We start from the raw sequence: 23,423 nt of genomic DNA, 5'->3' as shown, positions 1-23,423 counted from the left end.
CATTGTACTATCGTCCCACAGTTACATCAGTACCAACGACAGTTTGGCCGGCGGAGATGTAACCTGGCTGTATTGGGAACCTTATCGTGAGAATGATATGATCAAAAAATCTCCACGTATCAAACTCCCAGCTGCCAATAACGGTAAACAGATGTGGGAAAAGTTGGTAAAACCATCTTCCAACATAGAAATGGTGCTTAGTGGCCATTTCTCTGGTGAAGGTTACCGGAAGGACAAGAATGATAAAGGCAAGACTGTTCACCAAATCATGTTCGATGCACAGTCTATGGGGGGCGGTGGCCGTATTGGCAACGGTGGAGATGGTTGGCTACGTATCCTGGAATTTTTTCCTGATAACAAAACAGTTAAGGTCCGAACATTTTCTCCCTTGTTTGGGATATCTCCCACCTCACAGCCAAATGCATGGAAGAATGATCCCAGGAACGAATATATAATCCAGTTCAACTAGAAACGCTCAGAAAGCACCTAAACGAACAGACCGCTAACTTGGCACTGTCGAAAATTATTAAAGATTCGGCTATTCATTCTCCAAGCGTAATCTTCGTTATACCTTGAACCGTACAACAAACAAAAGTTGAACTCCATAACAAAACAGTGTATTCATTTATTATTGAATTTTGCATTTGAAATTTAATCGATATCAAATGAACAATCAAAAAGTGTTAGTTACCGGCGGTACAGGATTTGTGGGAATCCATACAATTTTACAATTATTGAAACAAGGCTATACTGTTAACACCACATTGCGATCTTTAGCAAAAAAAGAACATATCATCGAAGCGTTAAAAGAGGGTGGTATTACCAATTTCAGCAGATTATCCTTCTTCGAAGCAGAACTTACTGCAGACGAGGGCTGGGATGCCGCTGCGAGGGATTGCGACTACGTATTGCATATTGCCTCGCCTTTTCCTGCAAAAGAACCGAAAGATGAAAATGAACTTCTTGTACCTGCCCGCGACGGCGCTCTACGCGTATTGAAGGTGGCAAAGAACGCGGGGGTAAAAAGAGTAGTCTTAACATCCTCTTTTGCTGCTGTTGGTTATAGTATTGATATGGATGGTCATACTTTTACAGAAGAAGATTGGACAGATGTGAACATTCCGCTCCCAGCTTATATCAAATCAAAAACTGTTGCAGAAAAAGCTGCATGGGATTTTGTTGCAAATGAGGGGAAAGGCCTGGAATTAACCGTTATCAATCCTGTCGGAATTTTTGGGCCTGCATTGGGTGGCATTACATCAGCATCGCTGGATATTGCGATCATAGGGATTTTAAACGGAACAACCAGTCAAAGCGGCGACTTTACGATGGGCGTAGTTGATGTGCGAGACGTGGCTGATATCCATATCAAAGCAATGACGCACCCAAAAGCAGCAGGGGAACGATTTTTAGCAAATGCAGATGGGGTAATGAGCTTTTACGATGTAGCTGAACTCATTAGAAAAGAACGCCCATCTATTTCGGGTAATATCGCAGACATGCAACCTACGTCAACCGTGTTTTATAAACAAATGTCTAATCAAAAAGCAAGAACAATTTTAAATTGGCAACCAAGAAGCAGAGAAGAAGCTATACTTGCAAGTGTTGATAGTGTACAATAAATAGGATTTTCTATATTTACGAGCGATTTATTTTTAAAACGATTGAAAGTTAACAACATACAATCCTGTTATTTAGGGCCAGAAATTTCTCCCGAACTACTCATTCAGGAGCATTACTTTTTGTATCTACTAAAAGGTTCTATGAAAGCCTACGATGGTAATAAGCATTACCAAATAAAGCCTGGAGATTACTATTTGACCAGAAAAAACCACCTTGTGCGCTACACCAAATTCAAAGACAATGGTGCATTCGAAAAAATTATTATTACGTTGGATGAACCCTTTATGAGGCAATTTTTAGAAAGGCATCCTCATGATGTTCACCCAACTAAGAATCAAGATGCGTTTCTTTTTATTACAGAAAATAAGCTGATTGAGAGTTACGTCCAATCGCTAGAGCCCTACTACACTGGTGATATGCAATTAGATGAAACTTTTGCGAACATCAAAAGAGAGGAATTAATCATGATATTGCTGAAAACTCAACCAGACTTGGCAGATATATTTTTCAATTTTGGTATTCCACATAAAATGGATTTAGAAATCTATATGAACCGCAATTTTCGATTTAATGTAAGCCTCGAACGCTTTGCATATTTAACCGGCAGAAGTTTATCTTCATTTAAAAGGGATTTCCAAAAAATCTTTGGTTCTGCCCCAGGTGAATGGTTAAAGAAGAAACGATTAGATGAGGCTTATTTCCAGATTTCCAAGCAACATCTAAAACCAAGTGATGTGTATCTGGAAGTTGGTTTTGAGGATTTATCGCATTTTTCTTTCGCTTTTAAGAAAGAGTTTGGGAAAAGTCCAAGTGAAATTATGGGGCGTTAATTATCCTACAGTTTAAACAGTATCTACCTCAAATGCTGGTTCTTTAATACCCCCTTTTTTAATCGGACAATCTCTTTCTTAAAAGCCTCACCTTTTTCGGATAATAACCTATCCTCAATTACTAGGTGAAGATATCCATATTGCTGGGTTGTAGGGAATATGCTGTCCAAATAGTTCAAAATCAAATCCATCTATAGAGAAATTGGCTTTAACTGATTTTAAAGAATTATTTTCAGAAATCGTATAATGATTTTCATGACTGCATTTGGTAAATACAGTTTGTAAAAATTCTTATTACCACTTAGACTTAAACAAAAAAAGCAGTCTTTTCAGACTGCTTTAAAACTCTGGGTGGCTGATGGGGCTCGAACCCACGACCCTCGGCACCACAAACCAATACTCTAACCAACTGAGCTACAACCACCGTGTTTTTTCAGAGCAACAAAAGTACGACTTTTAATAAGGTAATCAAATTTTTTTAAAAATTTCAATCCATCTTTATTTTAACGTTTTAAAAACCAATCGTTTCCAATTAAATATTTTGCCGAAATGAGTATGGTGAATGAATTATACAAGATAAAAAGCTAGCTTTGGGTTAGTTTATGATAGAAATTTATACAGACGGTGCGGCAAGCGGCAACCCTGGCCCAGGAGGTTATGGAGTAATTTTACGTGCTGGTGCACACTATAAAGAATTAAGTGGTGGTTTTCGTTTAACCACCAATAATCGCATGGAATTATTGGCTGTTATAGAAGGTTTAAAAGCAATCAAAAAACCAGGTCAACAGGTTACCATTTATTCCGATTCAAAATACGTAGTTGATTCTGTAGAAAAAGGTTGGGTATTTGGCTGGGTAAAAAAAGCATTTAAGGACAAGAAGAACAAAGATTTATGGATCCAGTACCTCAATCTTCATAAATTACATACCATTAAATTCATCTGGATTAAAGGCCATAACGACCATCCCGAAAATGAGCGTTGTGATCGTTTAGCGGTAGCAGCTTCACAAAACAAAAGCGAATTAGCTATTGACACTTTCTTCGAAGCAGAACGAAATCTTGCTTAATTAAAAATTATTTTTAAAAAAAATTAACCCTGGTTTGGAGGGATTTATTTGTTTACACATTTAATTTTAACTAGGAATTTACAGGGTGCAAACAAGGTGATAACAAGGTATAAACAAGATTTTCGACCTTATTATATATGTGTAAACATCTAATTAGCAGCATTTTATAGTATATTTTCATTTGGATTAGTACGAACAGTCACCTACATTTGATTAAAAGCAATAGTTAATGGCAAGATTAATCAATGGAATTTTAGGTGGCTTCTCTGGCAAAGTGGGTACAGTAGTGGGTGTTATAAAAGGTGATGCATGCATCATCCGATCCTTACCTAAAAAAAGAACTCATTTCACGACAAACGAACTCGAAAACCAGAAAAAGATGGGAATGGTGCAGGCTTACCTTAACCCATTAAAAGATTTGCTAAAAGTAGGTTTCGCTAATTATTACACCAAAACAGGAGGCTTTCGTGCTGCTTTAGCCTATACCAGAAGAGAAGCCTTAGTAAGTGATGCTGATGGTAATTGCTATATAGATCCTGCCTTATTTAAAATTAGTGGGGGTGTATTGCCTCAAGCCATAAATCCTGCCATGGTATGGAATGATCCAGCATTGCTCATTACTTGGGACATCACTACGCTAAATTACGAGGAAGAGGCGGATCAATTGATGGTATTGATATATGATCCCTTACATAAAATTGCGACTACACGAATATTCAATGGGGCTTTTAGAAGGGATGGCGAATTAAAAATCGAGCTCGATCCTCATCTTTCAACTACAGAAATAAATGTTTATATCGGGTTCGTTTCTGCCGATCGTACAGCTCAATCCGATAGTCAGTATTTAGGCAAGGTGATGGTTTAATTTCTTCATCCTAAAAAAGCCCTACACCATAATCACTACAGTATAGGGCCTTTTCTTAGCGGTAAATGCTATTATAATTTCTTAAACATCTTATTTACAGCAAGCTGAACTTTAACAATATCATCGGCAATGGTTTTCTGGATACCTGCATCAAAAGAGGCTACAAACCTTGGTTCAAGGGTAATTGCATTCGGTTCGTTTGTAATGTTTAATCTAAAAATATGTTTACCAAACTTAAAGCCAGCTCCTATTTTAGTCACATTAGTTTCAACAGTCTGTACAAACTCATAGCTATTACTTAACTGATCAAGAAAATCCTTAACTGCTTGAAACACAAAGTCGGTTTCAATATCTAATCCATTGATAATAACGGTGGTATCTTTTAAAGAAGCTTTAAGAATATCATCTCCTTTTACAGTTTTATGAAGGTGCTGTAAGGTTTCTAATAAGTCTTCACTGAAAATAATATTCCTTTTATCTGTAATCACTATTGCATTAGCGTTGTCATTGTCACCTGATGTTTGTGCCAAAACAATCTCATCATTGCCATCCTTAATTGTATATTCAGTTGCTGATTTTTGCTCTACTTTCGAATCAGCTATTGCTTTCGTTAACGTCTTAACTATATAGGCTAATGCCGGGGATTCCTCTATCTTTTTCATCCAATTATTTTTTTGCAAAGATAAGACAGCAAATTCTTTTTCCTAGTTAATAGATTGAATAAACTGAATTTGTAAAGATTAATTGAAAACTGATGAGATAAACTAGATTAATCTATCCCCCCTATTACACCCATTTGCGCTAGTTTTTCTTCAGATTTATCGTTCAATAAACTGTTAACTGGCGAATATTCGGCCATTAGCGCCTCTGCCATTTTTACCATTTTAGCTGAGCCAATAAATATAGAGGTACGTTGATGTAATTCTGTAGGTTCAATAGCTAAAATACGGTTTAAGCCGTCAGATGCAATCCCACCAGCTTGTTCAATAATAAAAGCCATCGGATTGCACTCATACAACAGTCTTAATTTTCCATTTGGCGAAGCTGCTGTAGTTGGGTAAATATAAATGCCACCTTTGATTAAATTACGGTGAATATCGGCCACCATCGAACCGATATACCTTGAGGTATAGGGTCTTTTAGTTGCTAAATCTTCTACTTGCGCATATTTTAGGTACTTCTTAACGCCATCTGGAAAATGCACATAATTACCTTCATTTATAGAATAAATAATTCCATCTTCAGGTATTTTCATGTTAGGATGCGATAAACAAAATTCGCCAATAGATGGATCTAACGTAAAGCCGTTCACTCCTTTTCCGGTAGTGTACACCAACATGGTTGATGATCCGTAAATTACATAACCCGCAGCAACTTGCTCCGTTCCTTTTTGTAAAACATCGGCTAAAGTAGCCATTCCTTCTACAGATTTCCGACGGTAAATTGAAAAAATAGTACCAACTGCTACATTGCAATCTATGTTCGATGAGCCATCCAACGGATCAATACAGACAATATATTTAGCATTTTTAGAGACTGGCGAATCAATTGGTACAAATTCATCTTCTTCTTCAGTAGCTACAATACAACATTCTCCACCACTAGTTAAGGCCGATATAAATTGCTCGTTAGCATATACATCTAGCTTTTTTTGTCCTTCACCTTGTATGTTTGTCGTGCCGGCATCCCCTAAAATATCTACTAAACCTGCTTTGTTTACCTCTCTATTCACAATTTTTGAGGCAATACCGATATCTCTTAATAATCTGGATAGTTCGCCTTTGGCGTAAGGAAAGTCTAACTGTTTTTCAATAATGAATTGACCTAATGTTTTTATACCCGACATATTTACTTAGTGTATTTTTTACGTTATCTATTCCCTAATTCTATGGCCTCTAAGGTATGTATTTTTTCTGCTGAAATGCAAAACCGAATCAAAGTTCTTACTTTATGCCAACCATGTTTTCCAGCTGCACCGGGGTTAATATGTAAACATTTTATTTTCTCGTCAAAAATCACTTTTAAAATATGCGAGTGACCGCTTATAAATAGCATTGGTGGCTTAGTGTATATTTCTGCTTTTACTTGTGGAGCGTAATGATTGGGATAGCCGCCAATGTGCGTCATCCAAACATCAACATCCTCGCACATAAACCGTAAATTTTCAGGATAGCTTGACCGAATATCTTTTCCATCAATATTTCCATAAACGCCACGTAAAGGTTTAAATGCCGCTAAAGGTTCCGCTACATCTGCACCGAAGTCTCCAGCATGCCATATTTCATCACATTCATCAAAATATTTAAACACTGCGTCATCTAAAAAACCATGCGTATCAGAAAGTAAACCTATTTTTTTCATTGGGATATAACTATTATAAGTTGTTAATGTTTTAATGGTATTAATGAGCTCATGAACTCGGTTTATTTTTAAGGATAATGAAGCTATCATGAGTTTATTTGTTTGATTTGAGATTGCAAACTCATGATGGTTTCATTTAGTCAAATTTACGTTAATTGAGGGTTTTGCTATAATCTTTTTGTTGGGCTCTTTTTGTCATCCGATAGCTATCGGATCCGAGGCACGAGGAATTTCATTAGCAAACCAAATAGATCCTTCGCTTCGCTCTGGATGACAAGTGTAAAAACAAAAAGGATTTTCGCACTATTTATGATTGTAATCACCAAGCTAATAGTTCAAAAAGAAATCTTTCAATAAATTTTTATACGTTTTGGTGTACACTTTTTCGCTTTCGTAAATGTAAAAGTGTTCATGAATTGGTGTAGTAATCTTTCTTTTTAAGCAAACTATCCGTCTAAATTCTGGTTTACTTTCATCAGAATGTAAATGAATTTGTTTTGAAACAGACAATCGGTAGATCGAAGCGTTTTTAATTAATTGCTCCGCTTGTTTAATTGGTAACACAAACCAAAAACTTCCATTTTCAGTTAAAAGAGAATTTACTTTTATCAGTAAGTCGTTAAAAAACTCCTCGTTCGTGTGTCGGGCAATGCCTTTTTTTTCTTCAAAATTCTTTAAATCATTTACAAAATATGGAGGATTGGAAACAATCAGGTCAAATTTATCGGTAGTGTTGTATTGTTCTATTGGGGTATGGTTGATTGTTAATCTATTGCTGAAAATTGAAGATTTAAAATTGAGATCTGCCGTTTTTGATGCTTCTTCATCAATCTCTACGGCTTCTAGGTGGGCATGAGCAAATCGCTGAGCTAACATTAAGGCAATTACTCCAGTTCCAGTTCCAATATCTAAAATCCTTTTAGGTGAATTGCATTCTGCTAAAGCTGCTAATAAAACTCCATCGGTATTTATTTTCATGGCACAACCACGCTGATCAACTTCAAACTGTTTAAACTTGAAAATTGAACTCATCTACTTAGATTTAAATAAATAGAATAACAAGCCAAATCCTATCGAGAAAGAAATAATTCCTGCAAAATAAAGTTTGTAATTATTGCTTTGTGAAAAATTTTTAACCGTAGTAAATTTCTTAGTTATATCACTCAGAATTAATATCCCTAAAGAAATAAATAAAATACAGCCGAAAATATTTAATATTAAAATTTTCATTTTACTGTTGATAAATCTCTAAGGGCAATCCATCAGGGTCCGTAAAAAAAGTAAATTTCTTACCTGTAAATTCATCTACACGAATAGGTTCTGTTGCTATTCCTTTTTCATTAAGCATTAAACTTGTTTTTTCAACATTGTCAACTGCAAAAGCTAAATGCCTTAGGCCCGCAGCTTCTGGTCTTGATGGTCTGGCTACAGGATTTTCAAAAGAGAAAAGCTCTAGCTGATAAACCCCATTTACGGCTAAATCTAATTTATAAGATTTTCGTTCTGCTCTGTACACTTCTGCAATTACTTGAAAACCCAATTTATTCACATAAAAATCTTTAGATATTTCATAATCGGAGCAAATAATAGCAATGTGATGAATGCGGTTGAACATTTGATAAGTCTAATATTTTCTAATGTGGAAAACCCCTTAATTATTACATTAATTGTTCAAAAGTAGGTAATATTATCCCTCGTTTAACTGGCATTTTTAAAATTTTAAAGCTAAATTTGCATCTTCAAAAAACAAGCATGATTCATTTCTTCTTAAGTCAATCTGAGGCGGTTTTTGTTTTACAAACAGAACAACCCTTATCTGCAAGTGATATTACAAAACTTGAATGGTTATTCGGCGGTGCCAAAAAACAAAATGAAACTGCGCTAAGCGGTTTTTTTGTTGGTCCTCGTGCAGCAATGATCACTCCTTGGAGCACTAATGCTGTAGAAATTACGCAGAACATGAGTATCACTGGTATTATCAGAATAGAAGAATTTAAAAAAGTAAATGAAGATTTTTCAGGTTACGACCCAATGCTTTCTCAAAAATATGAAGGCTTAGATCAGGATGTTTACACCATACACATAAAACCTGAGCCAATTTTAGAAATTACTGATATTACGGCTTACAATAAGCAAGAAGGGCTTTCTTTGAGCGATGAAGAAGTTGATTATTTAAATTCATTAGCTAAAAAGTTAGAACGCCCTTTAACAGACTCAGAAGTTTTTGGTTTTTCTCAAGTAAACTCTGAGCACTGTAGACATAAAATTTTTAACGGCAAATTTGTAATCGATGGTGTAGAGCAACCTACATCTTTATTCAAATTAATTCGTAAAACTTCAGAAGCAAACCCTAATGATATTGTTTCTGCCTATAAAGATAACGTAGCTTTTATAAAAGGTCCAGTGGTACAACAATTTGCACCAAAACGTGCCGATGAACCTGATTATTATACTACAAGCGATTTCGAATCGGTAATTTCATTAAAAGCCGAAACCCATAATTTCCCGACAACTGTTGAACCTTTTAATGGTGCGGCTACAGGTTCCGGTGGTGAAATTAGAGATCGTTTGGCTGGTGGACAAGGTTCGTTGCCTTTAGCTGGAACTGCAGTTTACATGACTGCACTTTCTCGTTTAGAAGAAGGTAGAGCATGGGAAAAAGGTGTAGAAGAAAGAAAATGGCTGTATCAAACGCCAATGGATATTTTAATCAAAGCATCTAATGGAGCTACTGATTTTGGTAATAAGTTCGGTCAACCCTTAATTACTGGTTCTGTTTTAACTTTTGAACACGACGAACACTTCGACAAGCTTGGCGTGACACCAAGAAAGTTAGGTTTTGATAAAGTAATTATGCTTGCTGGTGGTGTGGGCTATGGCAAAGCTAGTCAAGCGCAAAAGAAAAAACCTCAAGAAGGTGATAATATTGTCATTCTTGGTGGTGAAAATTATAGAATTGGAATGGGTGGTGCGGCAGTTTCATCTGCCGATACAGGCGAACACGGAACTGGAATCGAATTAAATGCGATACAACGTTCTAATCCAGAAATGCAAAAACGTGCTGCAAATGCAGTTCGAGGTATGGTAGAAAGTGATCACAATTCAATTATTTCTATTCACGATCATGGTGCAGGCGGACATTTAAACTGTCTTTCTGAGTTAGTTGAAGAAACTGGCGGATTAATTAATTTAGATAAACTTCCAGTAGGCGATCCTACCCTTTCTGCAAAAGAAATAATCGGCAACGAATCTCAAGAAAGGCTAGGATTAGTAATTGATAATGAACACATCGCTACGTTGCAAAAAATTGCTGATCGTGAACGCTCACCAATGTATACCGTTGGTAAGGTTACGGGCAATCATCGTTTTACATTCGAATCTGCAACTTCCGGAGCTAAACCAATGGATTTAGCTTTAGCAGATATGTTTGGTAGTTCTCCTAAAGTAGTAATGGAAGACCAAACCATTGATCGAAAATATCAAGCTGTGACTTATGACAAAACACAGTTAAATACTTACTTAGAACAAGTTTTACAATTAGAAGCTGTTGCGAGTAAAGATTGGTTAACCAACAAAGTTGATAGATGTGTTGGTGGTAGAGTAGCGAAACAACAATGTGCCGGACCATTACAATTACCATTGAACAATTGTGGCGTAATGGCATTAGATTTTCAAGGAAAAGAAGGTATTGCAACTTCAGTTGGTCACGCTCCCCTATCTGCTTTAATTGATGCTGGTGCAGGAAGTAGAATTGCTATTGCAGAATCATTATCGAATATAGTTTGGGCCCCGTTAAAAGATGGTTTAACATCTGTTTCGCTTTCAGCAAACTGGATGTGGGCTTGTAAAAATGAAGGAGAAGACGCAAGATTATACGAAGCTGTAAAAGCGTGTTCAGATTTCGCAATTGAACTTGGAATCAATATCCCAACAGGAAAAGATTCGCTTTCAATGAAACAGAAATACAAAGATGGCGATGTAATTGCACCAGGCACTGTGATTATTTCGGCTGGTGGTAATTGCGATGATGTTACGAAAGTTGTTGAACCAGTTTTACAAAAAGATGGTGGTAACATTTATTACATCAACTTAAGTAACGATACGTATAAACTAGGTGGTTCTTCATTTGCTCAAATCTTAAATAGAATTGGTAATGAAACCCCTGATGTTAAAGATGCAGCGAAATTTAAAAATGCTTTTAACACCATTCAAACTTTAATTAAGGAAGAAAAAATACAAGCAGGGCATGATATTGGTAGCGGCGGTTTAATTACTACCTTATTAGAACTATGTTTTGCTGATCGCAATTTGGGCGCAACCTTAGATTTAACTTCTTTAGGCGAAGCCGATAGCATAAAATTATTATTCTCAGAAAATATTGGAATCGTTTTTCAAGCAGATGCTGCTGTAGAAAGTGTTTTTTCTGCTAACGAGATTTCATTCCATAAAATTGGCAGTGTTTCCTCATCAGCTACGCTGGACATAAAAATGCAACTGACAATTTTTCATTCGATATTAATCATTTACGTGATGTTTGGTTCAAAACTTCTTATTTGTTAGACAGCAAACAAACTGGCAATGGATTAGCAAAAGAGCGTTACGACAATTATAAAAACCATGTGCTGAACTATACTTTCCCTAATCAGTTTGATGGAAAGAAACCGGTGATTGATGTTTCGGTACCAAGACCAAAAGCTGCTATTATTCGTGAAAAGGGAAGTAATTCTGAGCGTGAATTAGCAAATGCCATGTATTTAGCAGGTTTTGATGTGAAAGATGTACACATGACCGATTTAATTGCGGGCAGAGAAACACTGGAAGATATTAAATTTATTGGCGCAGTTGGTGGCTTCTCTAACTCAGATGTGTTAGGATCGGCTAAAGGTTGGGCTGGTGCATTTATGTACAACGAAAAAGCTAGAGTTGCTTTAGAAAATTTCTTTAATCGTGAAGACACCCTTTCAGTAGGTGTTTGTAATGGTTGTCAATTATTTGTGGAGTTAGGCTTAATCAATAAAAATCATACTGAAAAGCCAAAAATGTTGCACAACAAAAGTGGCAAACACGAAAGCATTTTTACTTCATTAACTATACAGGAAAATAAGTCGGTAATGCTTTCTACTTTGGCAGGTAGTACATTGGGCGTTTGGGTATCGCATGGCGAAGGAAGATTTCAATTACCCTACAGCGAAGATCGCTATCAAATTGTTTCTAAATATGCGTATGAAACTTATCCAGCTAGTCCTAACGGATCTGATTACAATACTGCAATGTTATGCGATGAAACTGGTAGACATTTAGTAATGATGCCACACATTGAGCGTTCGTTGTTTCAATGGCATTGGGCCAATTATCCAAAGGGAAGAAAAGATGAAGTTTCTCCTTGGATGGAAGCTTTTGTAAATGCCAGAAAATGGGTGGAGCAACACAGCAAATAAAATTTAAAAGCTATCCAAAGTAAGGATAGCTTTTTTTCATCTCCCGCTTTTTCACGGCTAATTTATATGAATTAGTTAGTTAATATTTGGCTCAATATTTGTAGTTTTGGGCTAATAAAAATCCCTTTCAAAACTTTTACAGGAGACAATAATCAATTATTTTCGTATTAATTGAAGTGCGGATTTTTTATAGCAATAACCAAATATCAACCTGAAATTAGGCAGCAATTTATGCTCAAATTCTAAGTAAACTTATGTGCGGAATAACGGGATTTATTGATCATAATCATAGCATAAGTGAAGCTAATCTTAAAAAATCGTCTGAAATTTTAAGGCATCGAGGTGGCAATGGCAATGGTTTTATTTTTGATCAGAAAGAACATTATACGTTAGGCATAGCTAATGAACGGCTAGCTACTATAGATTTAAGCAAAAATGCCTTACAACCCCTAACATCAACGTGTGGTAATTACAGCATCACGTTTAACGGCACCATTTATAATTATTTAGAGCTAAGGGAAACATTAATCAAATATGGGGTTATATTTTCTACCTTAACAGATACTGAAGTTATTTTAGAAAGCTATAAAAAATGGGGTACTAAATCATTTGAAAAATTAGATGGCTCTTTTGCTTTTGCGTTAATAGATCGAAAATTAAATCAGTTAATTATTGCTAGAGACGAAATAGGCGCTAAACCTTTATACTATTATAACGAGAAAGGCTGTTACCTATTCGCATCGGAAATTAACGCATTGTTTGGCTACCCTATTGCTCAGAAAAATATCAATAAAAATGCGCTTGCGGCTTTTTTTAGGTATGGATATTTCACAAATGATGAGACGATTTACGAGCATATCTTCAAATTTAAAAAAGGAACGTTTACCACTATAGATTTACATAGCGGGAACAGTTACGATAGTTTTCTTAAGTTAAGCGTCCCTCCCATTCAAAAATCTGAAGTAGAAAATGAAGACCAGATTTCAAAAAAGATAGAGGAACATTTAACCGAATCTATTTTAAAAAGAAATGTTGCTGATGTACCTGTTGGTGTTTTATTAGGTGGAGGATACGATAGCTCTACCGTAGCTGCCATTTTGCAAAAAAATCAAACTAAACGGATAAAGACTTTTACTGTTGGCTTTAAAAACGAAAAAGTAGATGAAGCACCTCAAGCCAGTAAAATTGCTGAATATTTAAAAACTAATCACCACGAATATTACCTTGATAAAAACGAAGCTTTAACTATTGTTCAAAATTTACCAACTATTTTCGATGAACCTATGGGAGATAGCGCTGCACTTGCCCTACTCTTTATCGCCGAAAAAGCAAATAATGAAGTTAAAGTTCTATTAGGAGCAGAGGGTGGAGATGAACTATTTGGTGGCTATAGAACATATGCCAAGGCAATTAAATTAGATGCGTTAGCACATAAGCGTATTCCAAAATTTTTAAAGGATGCATTCATTGGTTTATTGAAAAAAACTCAGCCAAAAATGAAAGAGGTTTTAGAAGCTGATGGTTTATTAAATAAGTATTTGGCAATTAACGCATGTTTTACCACGAATGAAATTAATCGACTTTTAAACAGCGATTATACATTTTCTATTCACACTAGGAATAAAGCACAGAACATAAAAGATCTTTTAATTCACGACTTACACGATTATTTGCCAAACAACATTCTCTCTATGAGCGATAAATGTTTTATGCATTTTGGCATTGACAATAGAGACGCATTGTTAAAAACAGATTTAATAGCTTATTTAACGACACTTGATTCTAAATGGTTTATTAAAGATGGTGAACAGAAATATCTGCTTAAAAAGATTACCAATAAATACATTCCTAAAATTTTGATGAATAAACCTAAAAAAGGATTTGTTATTCCATTAGCTTCTTGGTTAAAAACAACTTTTAAACCTTTACTAGAGTCTAATTTATCTGCAGAAAGCCTAAATCAGCATAATTTATTAAATGTACAGGAAGTTTTAAGAATTAAATCGGCCTTTTACGCAAATCCGACTACATACAATGCGCAAAAGGTTTGGTTGTTACTGCAATTTCAAATGTGGTATCAAAAATGGATGGCTTAATATAAAAAAAGCGATGAACAGATGTTTCATCGCTTTCACTTATCATTAAAACTTGTTATTAATTTAGCATATAACTAATTGGCATAGTATATCGAACTCTTACCGTTTGGTTATTTTGTTTTCCAGCTATCCATCTTGGCGATTTTTTGATTACACGTACCGCTTCATCATCACAACCATAGCCAATTCCTTTACTAACGCTTACATCAGTTATAGACCCATCTTTCTCTACTACGAAACTTAAAAATACTTTTCCTTGAATTCCTGCATCTTGTGCCATATAAGGGTATCTTAAGTTTTTCTGAATAAACTTAGTCCAAGCTGCCATCCCACCAGGGAACTCTGGATAATTTTCAACTCCGCCTTCATATATTTTAGTATCACTTGCTCCATCTGGGGCTGTACCCAAACCACCGCCACCAGTATTAGGTGTTGGCTCCGCATTTCCTTTTCCTTCAGCTCCCTCTTGTGGAGTGCTACTTACTATTGAAGTTTGTATTTGAACACTTGTTGGCGGAGGTGTATCATCAACTGGATCGCTCACCACTTTTACACTTATACTTACACTTTTAGCAGCAACTTGTTGTTTAATCGGTTCTGCCTTTTTAATTGGTTCTTCTTTTTTAGGCTCTTCTTTTTTTAGTTGATGAATAGCCTCAGGATTTGCAATCTCAATTACCCTTGTTGTTAAAACTTCTGGAGTAGGTTTAAAATGTGCATATACCATAGGGATAACAAACATGGAAATAAAAACGGTACCGGCGATAAACAGAGACTTTGTTAAAATTGATGAAGATTGAGATCTTAGTTCATAAGCTCCATAACTTTTGTTTCTGTTACTAAATACGAGAGCGAGCCACTCGCTACCATATAAATTTGATGAGTTGTTAAACATAGCTTTAAGTTTTTTAACTATGATGTTAGGTGTCGAAGTATTCCATAAGTTTTTATAAAAATATTTTTGGGGTGTATTTTTAAACATTTTTTACATTTTCAACAAAAAATTCGTGTTTTAACTAAAAAATTCTAAAAAATCTGCATAATAATTTAAAATCGATTGAAAAAATAGATTAAAAATTATATTTTTGGATAAAATTTAAACAAATCAATGAAACCATCATGAGTTTACACCCAAAAAAGACAATAAAAACTCATGGTATCTTCATAACAGATAAAAAAACAATTAAAAATCAATGAAAAGTCTAAGAACAATTGCTCTAAAAGAGGCGCAAAATAGGATTTCACCAGAAGTTCATGCACCATCATCGAAAATTTCTGAATTTTTCGGTTCGAATGTTTTTGATAAGAAAAAAATGAGAGACTTCTTATCTAAAGAAGTTTATGAAAAATTAATTTCTACAATAGGTCAAGGAGAATTAATTAATCAAGACGATGCAAATCAGATTGCCTCTGCAATGAAAACTTGGGCAATGGGTAAAGGCGCTACTCATTATACACATTGGTTTCAACCTTTAACTGGATCTACAGCAGAGAAACATGATTCATTTTTCGAGCCTAGTGGCGACGGAGCAATTGAAAAATTTGCAGGTAGCGCACTAGTTCAACAAGAACCAGATGCTTCAAGCTTCCCTAACGGCGGTATTCGTAATACATTCGAAGCTCGTGGTTATACAGCATGGGATCCTTCTTCTCCTGCATTTATCATGGAAAGCAAAGCTGGAAAAACACTTTGTATTCCAACCGTATTTATTTCATATACAGGCGAATCATTAGATTATAAAGCACCTTTATTAAAAGCATTAGCCGCTATGGATAAAGCAGCTGTTGATGTGTGTCAATATTTCGATAAAAGCATTACTAAAGTAACTGCTTCATTAGGTATCGAGCAAGAATATTTCTTAGTAGACCTTGCTTTATTTAATGCTCGTCCAGATTTAGTATTAACTGGTCGTACTTTATTCGGGCACATGTCTGCTAAAGGCCAACAATTAGAAGATCATTATTTCGGTTCTATCCCTGAGCGTGTTTTTGCTTACATGGTAGATTTCGAAAACGAAGCACTGAAATTAGGTATTCCTTTAAAAACTCGTCACAATGAAGTAGCTCCTTCTCAATTTGAGTGTGCTCCTATTTATGAAGAAATCAACTTAGCGATTGATCACAATCAATTATTGATGGATTTAATGGAAAAAGTTGCTCGTCGTCATAACTTCAAAGTGTTATTACACGAGAAACCATATGCAGGCATCAACGGTTCTGGTAAACACAATAACTGGTCGTTAATTACGGATACTGGTAAAAACTTATTAGCTCCAGGAAAAACACCTAAAAACAACTTGATGTTCTTAGCGTTTTTCGTAAACACTATTAAAGCAGTTCACGAACATGCAGATTTATTGAGAGCAAGTATTACTTCGGTAAGCAATGATCACCGTTTGGGCGCTAACGAAGCTCCACCAGCAATTATCTCTATCTTCTTAGGTCAACAATTAGATGAAATATTAGATGAGATCGAGCACTCTCGTATCAGCAAAAAAATTAAAGAAGATAATGGTTTGTGGTTAGGTATTCCTAAAATTCCTCAAATCACATTAGATAATACAGATCGTAATCGTACTTCTCCATTCGCATTTACAGGTAACAAATTCGAATTAAGAGCGGTTGGTTCTTCTGCTAATTCATCTGCTCCAATGACGGTTTTAAATGCAATCGTTGCAGATCAATTGGTTAAATTTAAAGCTGATGTAGATAAATTAATTAAGAAAGGTGATAAAAAAGACCTTGCATTATTAACGGTTATCAAAAAATACATCAAAGAATCTAAAGATATCCGTTTTGAAGGAAATGGCTATAGCCAAGAATGGGCTGATGAAGCCGCCAAACGTGGTTTATCAAACATTAAAACTACACCAAAAGCACTTGATGCTTACGTAAGTGATAAAACCACTGAATTATTCACCAAAACAAATATTTTTAGTAAACGCGAATTACATGCTCGTCATGAGATTTTATTAGAGAGTTTCTTCAGAAAATTACAGATTGAAGCTCGTGTAATGGGTGATGTGACGAACAGTCAAATTTTACCAGCAGCTATCGCTTATCAAAATGTATTAATAGAAAATGCTAAAGGATTAAAAGAACTTGGTTTAAGTAAAGAAGCAATTGCTACTCCGTTGGCAATTATCAGCAAACTATCTGAGCATATTAATATCGTTAAAACTAATATCGATGCGATGTTAGAAGAGCGTAAAAAAACAAATGCAATTGAAGATAGCCGCGATAAAGCAATTGGTTATGACGAAAAAGTGAAAGTTTATTTCGATACTATTCGTTACCATACTGATAAATTAGAGCAAATTGTTGACGATAGCGTTTGGCCATTGCCTAAATTCAGAGAATTACTTTTCTTAAAATAGTTTTTTTCAGTTTTAATAAAAAAAGCGTTCAAAGTAAAATTTGAACGCTTTTTTTATACTCATTTTCGAGCTTCCCGACTATAGACTTTCTGACTAAAATAGTATCTTTGCAAGCAATATGAGCGATAACAGGTATAACCAGCGTGGTGTTTCTGCATCAAAAGAAGATGTGCATGCTGCTATCAAAAACATTGATAAAGGCATTTTCCCACAGGCATTTTGTAAAATTATTCCAGATATTTTAGGAAATGATGAAACCTATTGCAACATTATGCATGCAGATGGTGCTGGCACTAAATCTTCCCTAGCGTATACCTATTGGAAAGAAACTGGTGATATTTCGGTTTGGAAAGGCATAGCTCAAGATGCAATTATCATGAATTTAGATGATTTAATTTGCGTTGGCGCTACCGAAAACATCTTGCTATCCTCAACCATCGGGCGTAATAAAAATCTCATTCCTGGAGAAGTTATTGCTGCTATTATTAATGGAACTGAAGAGATTTTAGCTAATTTAAGAGCCTTAGGGATTTCAATTTTTTCTACTGGTGGAGAAACTGCTGATGTTGGCGATTTAGTTCGTACTATCATTGTTGATTCTACAGTTACTTGCCGCATAAAGCGGGATGAAATTATCAGTAATCATACTATTCAAGATGGTGATGTAATTGTAGGTTTGGCCTCTTATGGTCAATCCACTTACGAAACAGAATACAATGGCGGAATGGGCTCTAATGGATTAACCTCTGCTCGTCATGATGTATTTGATAAATCTATTGCTACTGCATATCCCGAGAGCTTTGATCCAGCTGTACCTCTAGACTTGGTTTTTTCAGGTGGTAAAAAATTAACTGACGAAATTCAGCTAGATGAGCAAAATAGCATTACTGCAGGAAAACTTGTTTTATCTCCTACGCGGACCTATGCGCCTGTTCTAAAAAAGGTTTTAGATGCATATCGCAAAGATATTCATGGTTTGGTTCATTGCAGTGGTGGTGCGCAAACCAAAGTATTACATTTCATAAATAATGATGTTCATGTAATTAAAGACAACCTATTTCCTATTCCACCGTTATTTAAATTGATACAAGAACAATCTGGCACTGACTGGAAAGAGATGTACAAAGTATTTAATATGGGCCATAGAATGGAGATTTATGTTCCTCAAGCAATTGCCGAAGACATTATTGCTATTTCTAAAAGCTTTAATATAGATGCACAAATAATTGGCCGAGTAGAAAAAGGGAATCAAAAACAAGTGACGCTAACCAGCGAATTTGGAACGTTTGTTTATAATTAGAAAATCGTCATCTCGATTGTAGCGAAGCGAAATAGAGAGATCTTTAAATAATACTAGTACACTTTCCCGTTTTGTCAACATAAAGATTTCTCCACAAGGTCGAAATGACGAGTACAAGTATTATCCTATTTTTGCTTTAAACAAATCAATTGTTCTTTGCCAAGCTAATTTAGCCGCAGCTTCATTGTATCTTGTTGGTGAAGTATTGTTATTAAACGCATGGTTTACTCCATCGTAAATAAAGATTTTGTAATCTATATTGTTTTGCTTTAGAGCTGCTTCATAAGCAGCAATTCCGGCATTAATGCGCTCATCTAATCCACCGTAATGCAACATTATGCTCGCTTTAATTTTAGATACCTCTTCAGCTTTTGGTTGAGCTCCATAATACGCAACAGTTGCTTGTAATTTAGAATCGTTTACTGCCAATTTATTTGCCATTCCTCCACCCCAACAAAAACCAACACAAGCGGTTTTACCATTTCCGTTTTTATGGTTTCTTAAATAGGCTAACCCCTTTAAATAGTTTTGTAGGTTTTTGTCAGCATCCAATTTCCCAATTAACTCTCTTCCTTTATCTTCATCGGCTGGTGTACCACCAAACGGTGATAAAGCATCAACACCTAATGCTAGGAAACCTTCTGCCGCTATCCTTTTGGTTACATCTATAATATGAGGATTAAGCCCTCTGTTCTCATGTATAACTAACACACTTCCTAATTTCTTTTTACCTTTTGGTTGAGCCAATATAGCCTTCATACCCCCTTCCACACCTGGATAAGTAATGTTTTCACTTACTATATCTTCATTATCAAATGAAGCAGCAGCAACATAATTATTTTCTAATAAGGGTAAAACAGTTAAAGCTAAAGCCGTACTACCCATTAGCATAGCCAACTTCTTCATAAACTCTTTTCTACTTAATTGACTGTGAGTATACGAATCGTAGAGTGTGATGATCTTTTGATCCATGATAATGGGATTAGGGTTTATACATTCCAAGATACGAATTGTTGCTGATTTGTTTACGCCATAATATTCAAAAAAATCCCGCTAACCAATTAAGGTTAGCGGGATTTATCATTAAACGTACTCGATTTTAGTTAAAGTTATAACGCAAACCAAATTGCATATAGAATGTAGATGAAATAGTTTGAGAAGTACCAAAAGTAGTTCTAACAATATCACCGTTTGCAGTATTCATTCTAAATGTTGGTTTAGTAGTAGAATTAATTGCAGTCACATTTTGAGGAACTAGAATTGCAGCATTATTTACGAAATTAATGTTACCCCAATTTTTGTTCAACATGTTACCTACGTTGAAAATATCAACTGAGAACTGTACTGAATTTTTAGTTGCACCAACGTTTTTGAAGATTTCTTGTGTTAATCTAAAATCAACTTGATTTCTCCATGGAGATTTAGCACCATTACGCTCTGCATATTGACCTTTACGAGTTTTTAAGTAATCATCTTGCTCAATGTAAGCCATGAAAATATCACTTTGTTGTTGAGGTGTATATGTTTTAGCAGGAGTAGTTGCAGTAGCTGCAATAACAACGTTACCACTAAAAGTAATTTCAGAAGCATCTTTTGGCACATAGATCAAATCATTTGTTTGTCCATCGCGGTTAAAATCTGCTGAATACGTATAAGAGAATCTACCTTGTTGAGAACCTTCATAGAATAATGCGATTGAAGTCGCTAAGTTCTTGAAGTATTCTTTTTTGTAGGATACTGATGCAATTACACGATCAGGATTCAAGTTAGATGAATAGCTTAAAGATGCTACGTTAGGGTTTGTTGATGTTTGAGGAATTGACCATAAGTTTAACAATTGATCTCCACTACCATCACCAAAATTACGTTGATCTGATTTTGTATAAGCGACCATTATACCTAAACCTCTGCTAAATTGTTTGCTTAACTGGCCAGTTAAACTCCAGTTGTAACCACCTTTAGCATTTTTCATTTTAATTGCATTGAACAAAGTATTTGAAGTTGTTGCTGAAGAAGCTGCAACTAAACCACCAGATGTAAGTGGAACTGCTTGTTTATCAAATGCTGTAGCAGCGAAGAATGGTCTGTTATCTGGGTAACCAGCAATATTTAAAGGAGTTGGATCTTTTAAGTTAACGTTAACCGCAACTGCTGAATAAAGATCTTTACCATAAATACCTTCTAACGTACCAACGATACCCCACGGTAATTTCGCATCAACAGCTAAACTTGATTTCCAAGTAGAAGGGAATCTTAAGTCTTTAGACATTGCACTAATTGTACTTGGTATAGTTGTACCAACAACACCTTTAGGGCCTACTAAATTTGGCGCAATACTTGGGTTAAAGAATGGAGTAGTTGAACCTGAATAAGTTTGAGTGTATTGAATTAAACCAGCATCACCTGATTGAGAAACAATCCATACAAATGGAACTCTACCAGTGAAGATACCAGTACCACCTCTAACTTGTAACGAACGATCACCATTTACATCCCAGTTAAAACCGAAACGTGGAGAATACGTCATTTTATTTTCTGGCAATTCACCAGTATTGATTTTTTCGCCATTAGCAAATGTTTGTGCAGCAACTAATGGATGAGTTTTGATTTCATCAACACCTGGATATGTTGCTTGTTCAAATCTGATACCAGCAGTTAATTTTAAACGATCAGAAACATTGAATTCATCTTGTAAATAAGCTGAATATTGAGCGAATTTAAATGAAGGGAATGCTTGTGAACCATCTGGAGTTAATGGATAGGTAACTGAATATTGTAATGGTCTAGCATTGTTTACGAAATCATCCCAAGATTTGAAAGTATAGAAACCTGTACCAAAACGTTGGAAACCATTTTTAGTTTTACTAAACTCTGCTTGTAAACCTAAAGTTAAATTGTGCTTACCTAAAGCTAAACCTAAATCATCACTATAGGTATAAGAAGTAACATCTCTTAAGTTTCCATATGTAAAGGCTTCGTAACCGAATGTAGTTAATACGTTACCAGCACTTGTACCAGTTTGTGTATTATCTAAAATATCAACTAAAGGGAATGGAGCACTATCAGAATTTCTTGGGTCATTTTGGTGAGAATAAGCTACACGCAAAGTGTTAGTTACTTTACTTCCAAATGAAGAGTTTAACTCAGCAGTTGCTGAATATAAATTCGCTGCTTGATAATAGTTTGAGTTAAAGAAAGGCAAACCTGCATTTGAAGCATTACCTGATCTAACGTTTCCATATCCTAAAGAACCAGCAACAGCAGAACCACTAACAGAAGTACTTGCAGGGCTTGGGCTTTGACTTTCTACTTGATTATAACGGATACTGAAACGATGATTTTTAGAAATATTCCAATCTAAACGAGCAAACATTTTTTCATTCTCACTAACGTTTTCATAGTTTTGGTAAGGACCAGTTTTGTAACCGTATTTAGCATCTAAATATGAACTAACTGTATTCATGAAATCAGCTGTTGTTTTAGTTACAGTCGAAATTGAACCGTAAGGAAGAGAAGGTGTAGCAGCAATTCTACTTGTACCTGGCGCTTTACTCAGTTTCTTTTCATAGTTTACAAAAAAGAACAATTTATCTTTAATGATTGGACCACCGAAACTAGCACCGTAGTTTTTCTCATCTAATTTTTGTAAGTTTTGGATAGTATAATCACCAATTTTACGACCTTGTTGATCATCACCACGCATGGTATAAAAAACATTTCCGAAAAATTTGTTTCCACCAGAACGTGTTACCGCATTTACAGAACCACCAGTAAAACCTGTTTGACGAACATCATAAGGAGTTACGTTAATTGAGATTTGCTCTAATGCATCAATAGAGATTGGAGAACCACCAGCAGGAATATTAGCTCCAATACCAAATTGGTTATTGTAGTTAGCACCATCAACAGAAAAGTTGTTAGAACGATAGTTACCACCACCAATACCATTATTACTATTTGATTGAGGTGTTAAACGCGTAATATCGTTTACACTACGAGAAATAGATGGTAAAGTTTGGATTTGGGCCCTGCTCACCACGGTATTTGCACCGCTTTTATTAGAGTTCATAATTGGGTTAGAAGCTGTACCTATAATATTAACTGTAGCTAAAGTAGAGCTATTATCAGCTAATGTTACATTTAAAACAAATGGTTCACCTAATTTAAGGGTAACATCGTCAAATCTTTGTGGCTTGTAACCTACAAAGCTAACTTCAATAGTGTAAGGACCACCTACACGCATATTACCAATAGTATAACGACCATCAGCATTTGTAATAACACCATAAACCGTACCGGTAGGTGTGTGTGTAGCTTTAATGCTGGCACCAGGTAAAGTCTCCTTTGAGTCTTTAATTGTACCTGTCAATGACGATGTTGTTATCTGTGCATTCGCAACAGAAATGAAACCAACAAAGGCAAAAACAATTACTACAACTTTTAATAGTAAAGATTTCTTCATACTC

At 35.4% G+C, this 23,423-nt stretch carries 16 protein-coding genes, 1 tRNA gene and 2 pseudogenes; 9 read left to right on the top strand and 10 right to left on the bottom strand.

Annotation, left to right across the window (positions count from 1 at the left end; translation table 11 throughout):
• From WC622_RS01530 to WC622_RS01520, 3 genes and pseudogenes are all read left to right on the top strand, one after another.
• Positions 1-469, top strand: a pseudogene (locus WC622_RS01530) (serine/threonine protein phosphatase); the annotation flags it as partial.
• A gap of 196 nt (positions 470-665) precedes the next feature.
• Positions 666-1,622 carry an SDR family oxidoreductase gene (locus WC622_RS01525; protein WP_372816597.1) on the top strand — a complete coding sequence of 319 codons (957 nt, stop codon included), beginning with the start codon at positions 666-668 and terminating at the stop codon, positions 1,620-1,622.
• 42 nt (positions 1,623-1,664) lie between these two features.
• Complete coding sequence (locus tag WC622_RS01520) at positions 1,665-2,453, top strand: helix-turn-helix domain-containing protein (protein WP_372816595.1); 789 nt, start codon at positions 1,665-1,667, stop codon at positions 2,451-2,453.
• Between the two features lie 23 nt (positions 2,454-2,476).
• Here WC622_RS01520 and WC622_RS01515 read toward each other — a convergent pair whose 3' ends face one another.
• Positions 2,477-2,644 (bottom strand): DUF4269 domain-containing protein, encoded by a 168-nt coding sequence (locus tag WC622_RS01515; protein WP_372816593.1) that lies wholly within the window; start codon positions 2,642-2,644, stop codon positions 2,477-2,479.
• Between the two features lie 159 nt (positions 2,645-2,803).
• Positions 2,804-2,877: transfer RNA gene (locus tag WC622_RS01510), tRNA-His, on the bottom strand.
• Positions 2,878-3,055: 178 nt separating this feature from the next.
• On the opposite strand from WC622_RS01510, the gene rnhA reads away from it, so the two are divergent.
• Both rnhA and WC622_RS01500 read left to right on the top strand, forming a co-directional pair.
• Complete coding sequence (gene rnhA / locus WC622_RS01505) at positions 3,056-3,520, top strand: ribonuclease HI (RefSeq protein ID WP_372816591.1); 465 nt, start codon at positions 3,056-3,058, stop codon at positions 3,518-3,520.
• A gap of 229 nt (positions 3,521-3,749) precedes the next feature.
• Positions 3,750-4,385, top strand: a complete 636-nt coding sequence (locus WC622_RS01500) for a DUF6266 family protein (RefSeq protein WP_372816589.1) — start codon at positions 3,750-3,752, stop codon at positions 4,383-4,385.
• A gap of 71 nt (positions 4,386-4,456) precedes the next feature.
• Here WC622_RS01500 and WC622_RS01495 read toward each other — a convergent pair whose 3' ends face one another.
• From WC622_RS01495 to WC622_RS01475, 5 genes are all read right to left on the bottom strand, one after another.
• On the bottom strand, positions 4,457-5,047 hold the full coding sequence (locus WC622_RS01495) for a hypothetical protein (protein WP_372816587.1): 591 nt from the start codon (positions 5,045-5,047) through the stop codon (positions 4,457-4,459).
• A 107-nt stretch (positions 5,048-5,154) separates the two neighbouring features.
• Entirely contained in the window at positions 5,155-6,231 is a 1,077-nt protein-coding gene (gene fbp / locus WC622_RS01490; protein WP_372816585.1) for a class 1 fructose-bisphosphatase, read from the bottom strand.
• Positions 6,232-6,254: 23 nt separating this feature from the next.
• Entirely contained in the window at positions 6,255-6,746 is a 492-nt protein-coding gene (locus WC622_RS01485; protein ID WP_372816601.1) for a metallophosphoesterase, read from the bottom strand.
• A gap of 327 nt (positions 6,747-7,073) precedes the next feature.
• Positions 7,074-7,778, bottom strand: coding sequence for a tRNA1(Val) (adenine(37)-N6)-methyltransferase (locus tag WC622_RS01480; RefSeq protein WP_372816583.1), 705 nt, complete (start codon positions 7,776-7,778; stop codon positions 7,074-7,076).
• A gap of 199 nt (positions 7,779-7,977) precedes the next feature.
• On the bottom strand, positions 7,978-8,361 hold the full coding sequence (locus tag WC622_RS01475; protein ID WP_372816581.1) for a VOC family protein: 384 nt from the start codon (positions 8,359-8,361) through the stop codon (positions 7,978-7,980).
• A 137-nt stretch (positions 8,362-8,498) separates the two neighbouring features.
• Between WC622_RS01475 and purL the strand changes: the two are divergent.
• Positions 8,499-12,184, top strand: a pseudogene (gene purL, locus WC622_RS01470) (phosphoribosylformylglycinamidine synthase).
• Between the two features lie 254 nt (positions 12,185-12,438).
• Positions 12,439-14,280, top strand: coding sequence for an asparagine synthase (glutamine-hydrolyzing) (gene asnB, locus WC622_RS01465; protein WP_372816579.1), 1,842 nt, complete (start codon positions 12,439-12,441; stop codon positions 14,278-14,280).
• A 58-nt stretch (positions 14,281-14,338) separates the two neighbouring features.
• Here the strand turns inward: asnB and WC622_RS01460 are convergent, their stop codons facing one another.
• Complete coding sequence (locus WC622_RS01460) at positions 14,339-15,262, bottom strand: energy transducer TonB (RefSeq protein WP_372816577.1); 924 nt, start codon at positions 15,260-15,262, stop codon at positions 14,339-14,341.
• 211 nt (positions 15,263-15,473) lie between these two features.
• On the opposite strand from WC622_RS01460, the gene WC622_RS01455 reads away from it, so the two are divergent.
• Both WC622_RS01455 and WC622_RS01450 read left to right on the top strand, forming a co-directional pair.
• Positions 15,474-17,657 (top strand): glutamine synthetase III, encoded by a 2,184-nt coding sequence (locus WC622_RS01455; protein WP_372816575.1) that lies wholly within the window; start codon positions 15,474-15,476, stop codon positions 17,655-17,657.
• Between the two features lie 118 nt (positions 17,658-17,775).
• The gene (locus WC622_RS01450) at positions 17,776-18,957 is read left to right on the top strand and encodes an AIR synthase related protein (protein ID WP_372816573.1); all 1,182 of its coding nucleotides are present in this window, start codon (positions 17,776-17,778) and stop codon (positions 18,955-18,957) included.
• 120 nt (positions 18,958-19,077) lie between these two features.
• Here WC622_RS01450 and WC622_RS01445 read toward each other — a convergent pair whose 3' ends face one another.
• Complete coding sequence (locus WC622_RS01445) at positions 19,078-19,929, bottom strand: dienelactone hydrolase family protein (protein WP_372816571.1); 852 nt, start codon at positions 19,927-19,929, stop codon at positions 19,078-19,080.
• Positions 19,930-20,056: 127 nt separating this feature from the next.
• Positions 20,057-23,419, bottom strand: coding sequence for a TonB-dependent receptor domain-containing protein (locus WC622_RS01440; protein ID WP_372816569.1), 3,363 nt, complete (start codon positions 23,417-23,419; stop codon positions 20,057-20,059).
• Between the last annotated feature and the right edge of the window lie 4 nt (positions 23,420-23,423).

It is taken from the genome of Pedobacter sp., assembly GCF_041662865.1.
GTDB lineage: Bacteria > Bacteroidota > Bacteroidia > Sphingobacteriales > Sphingobacteriaceae > Pedobacter.
Note: the sequence above shows the minus strand (reverse complement) of the source record. Positions and strands in the feature narration are given on the sequence as shown.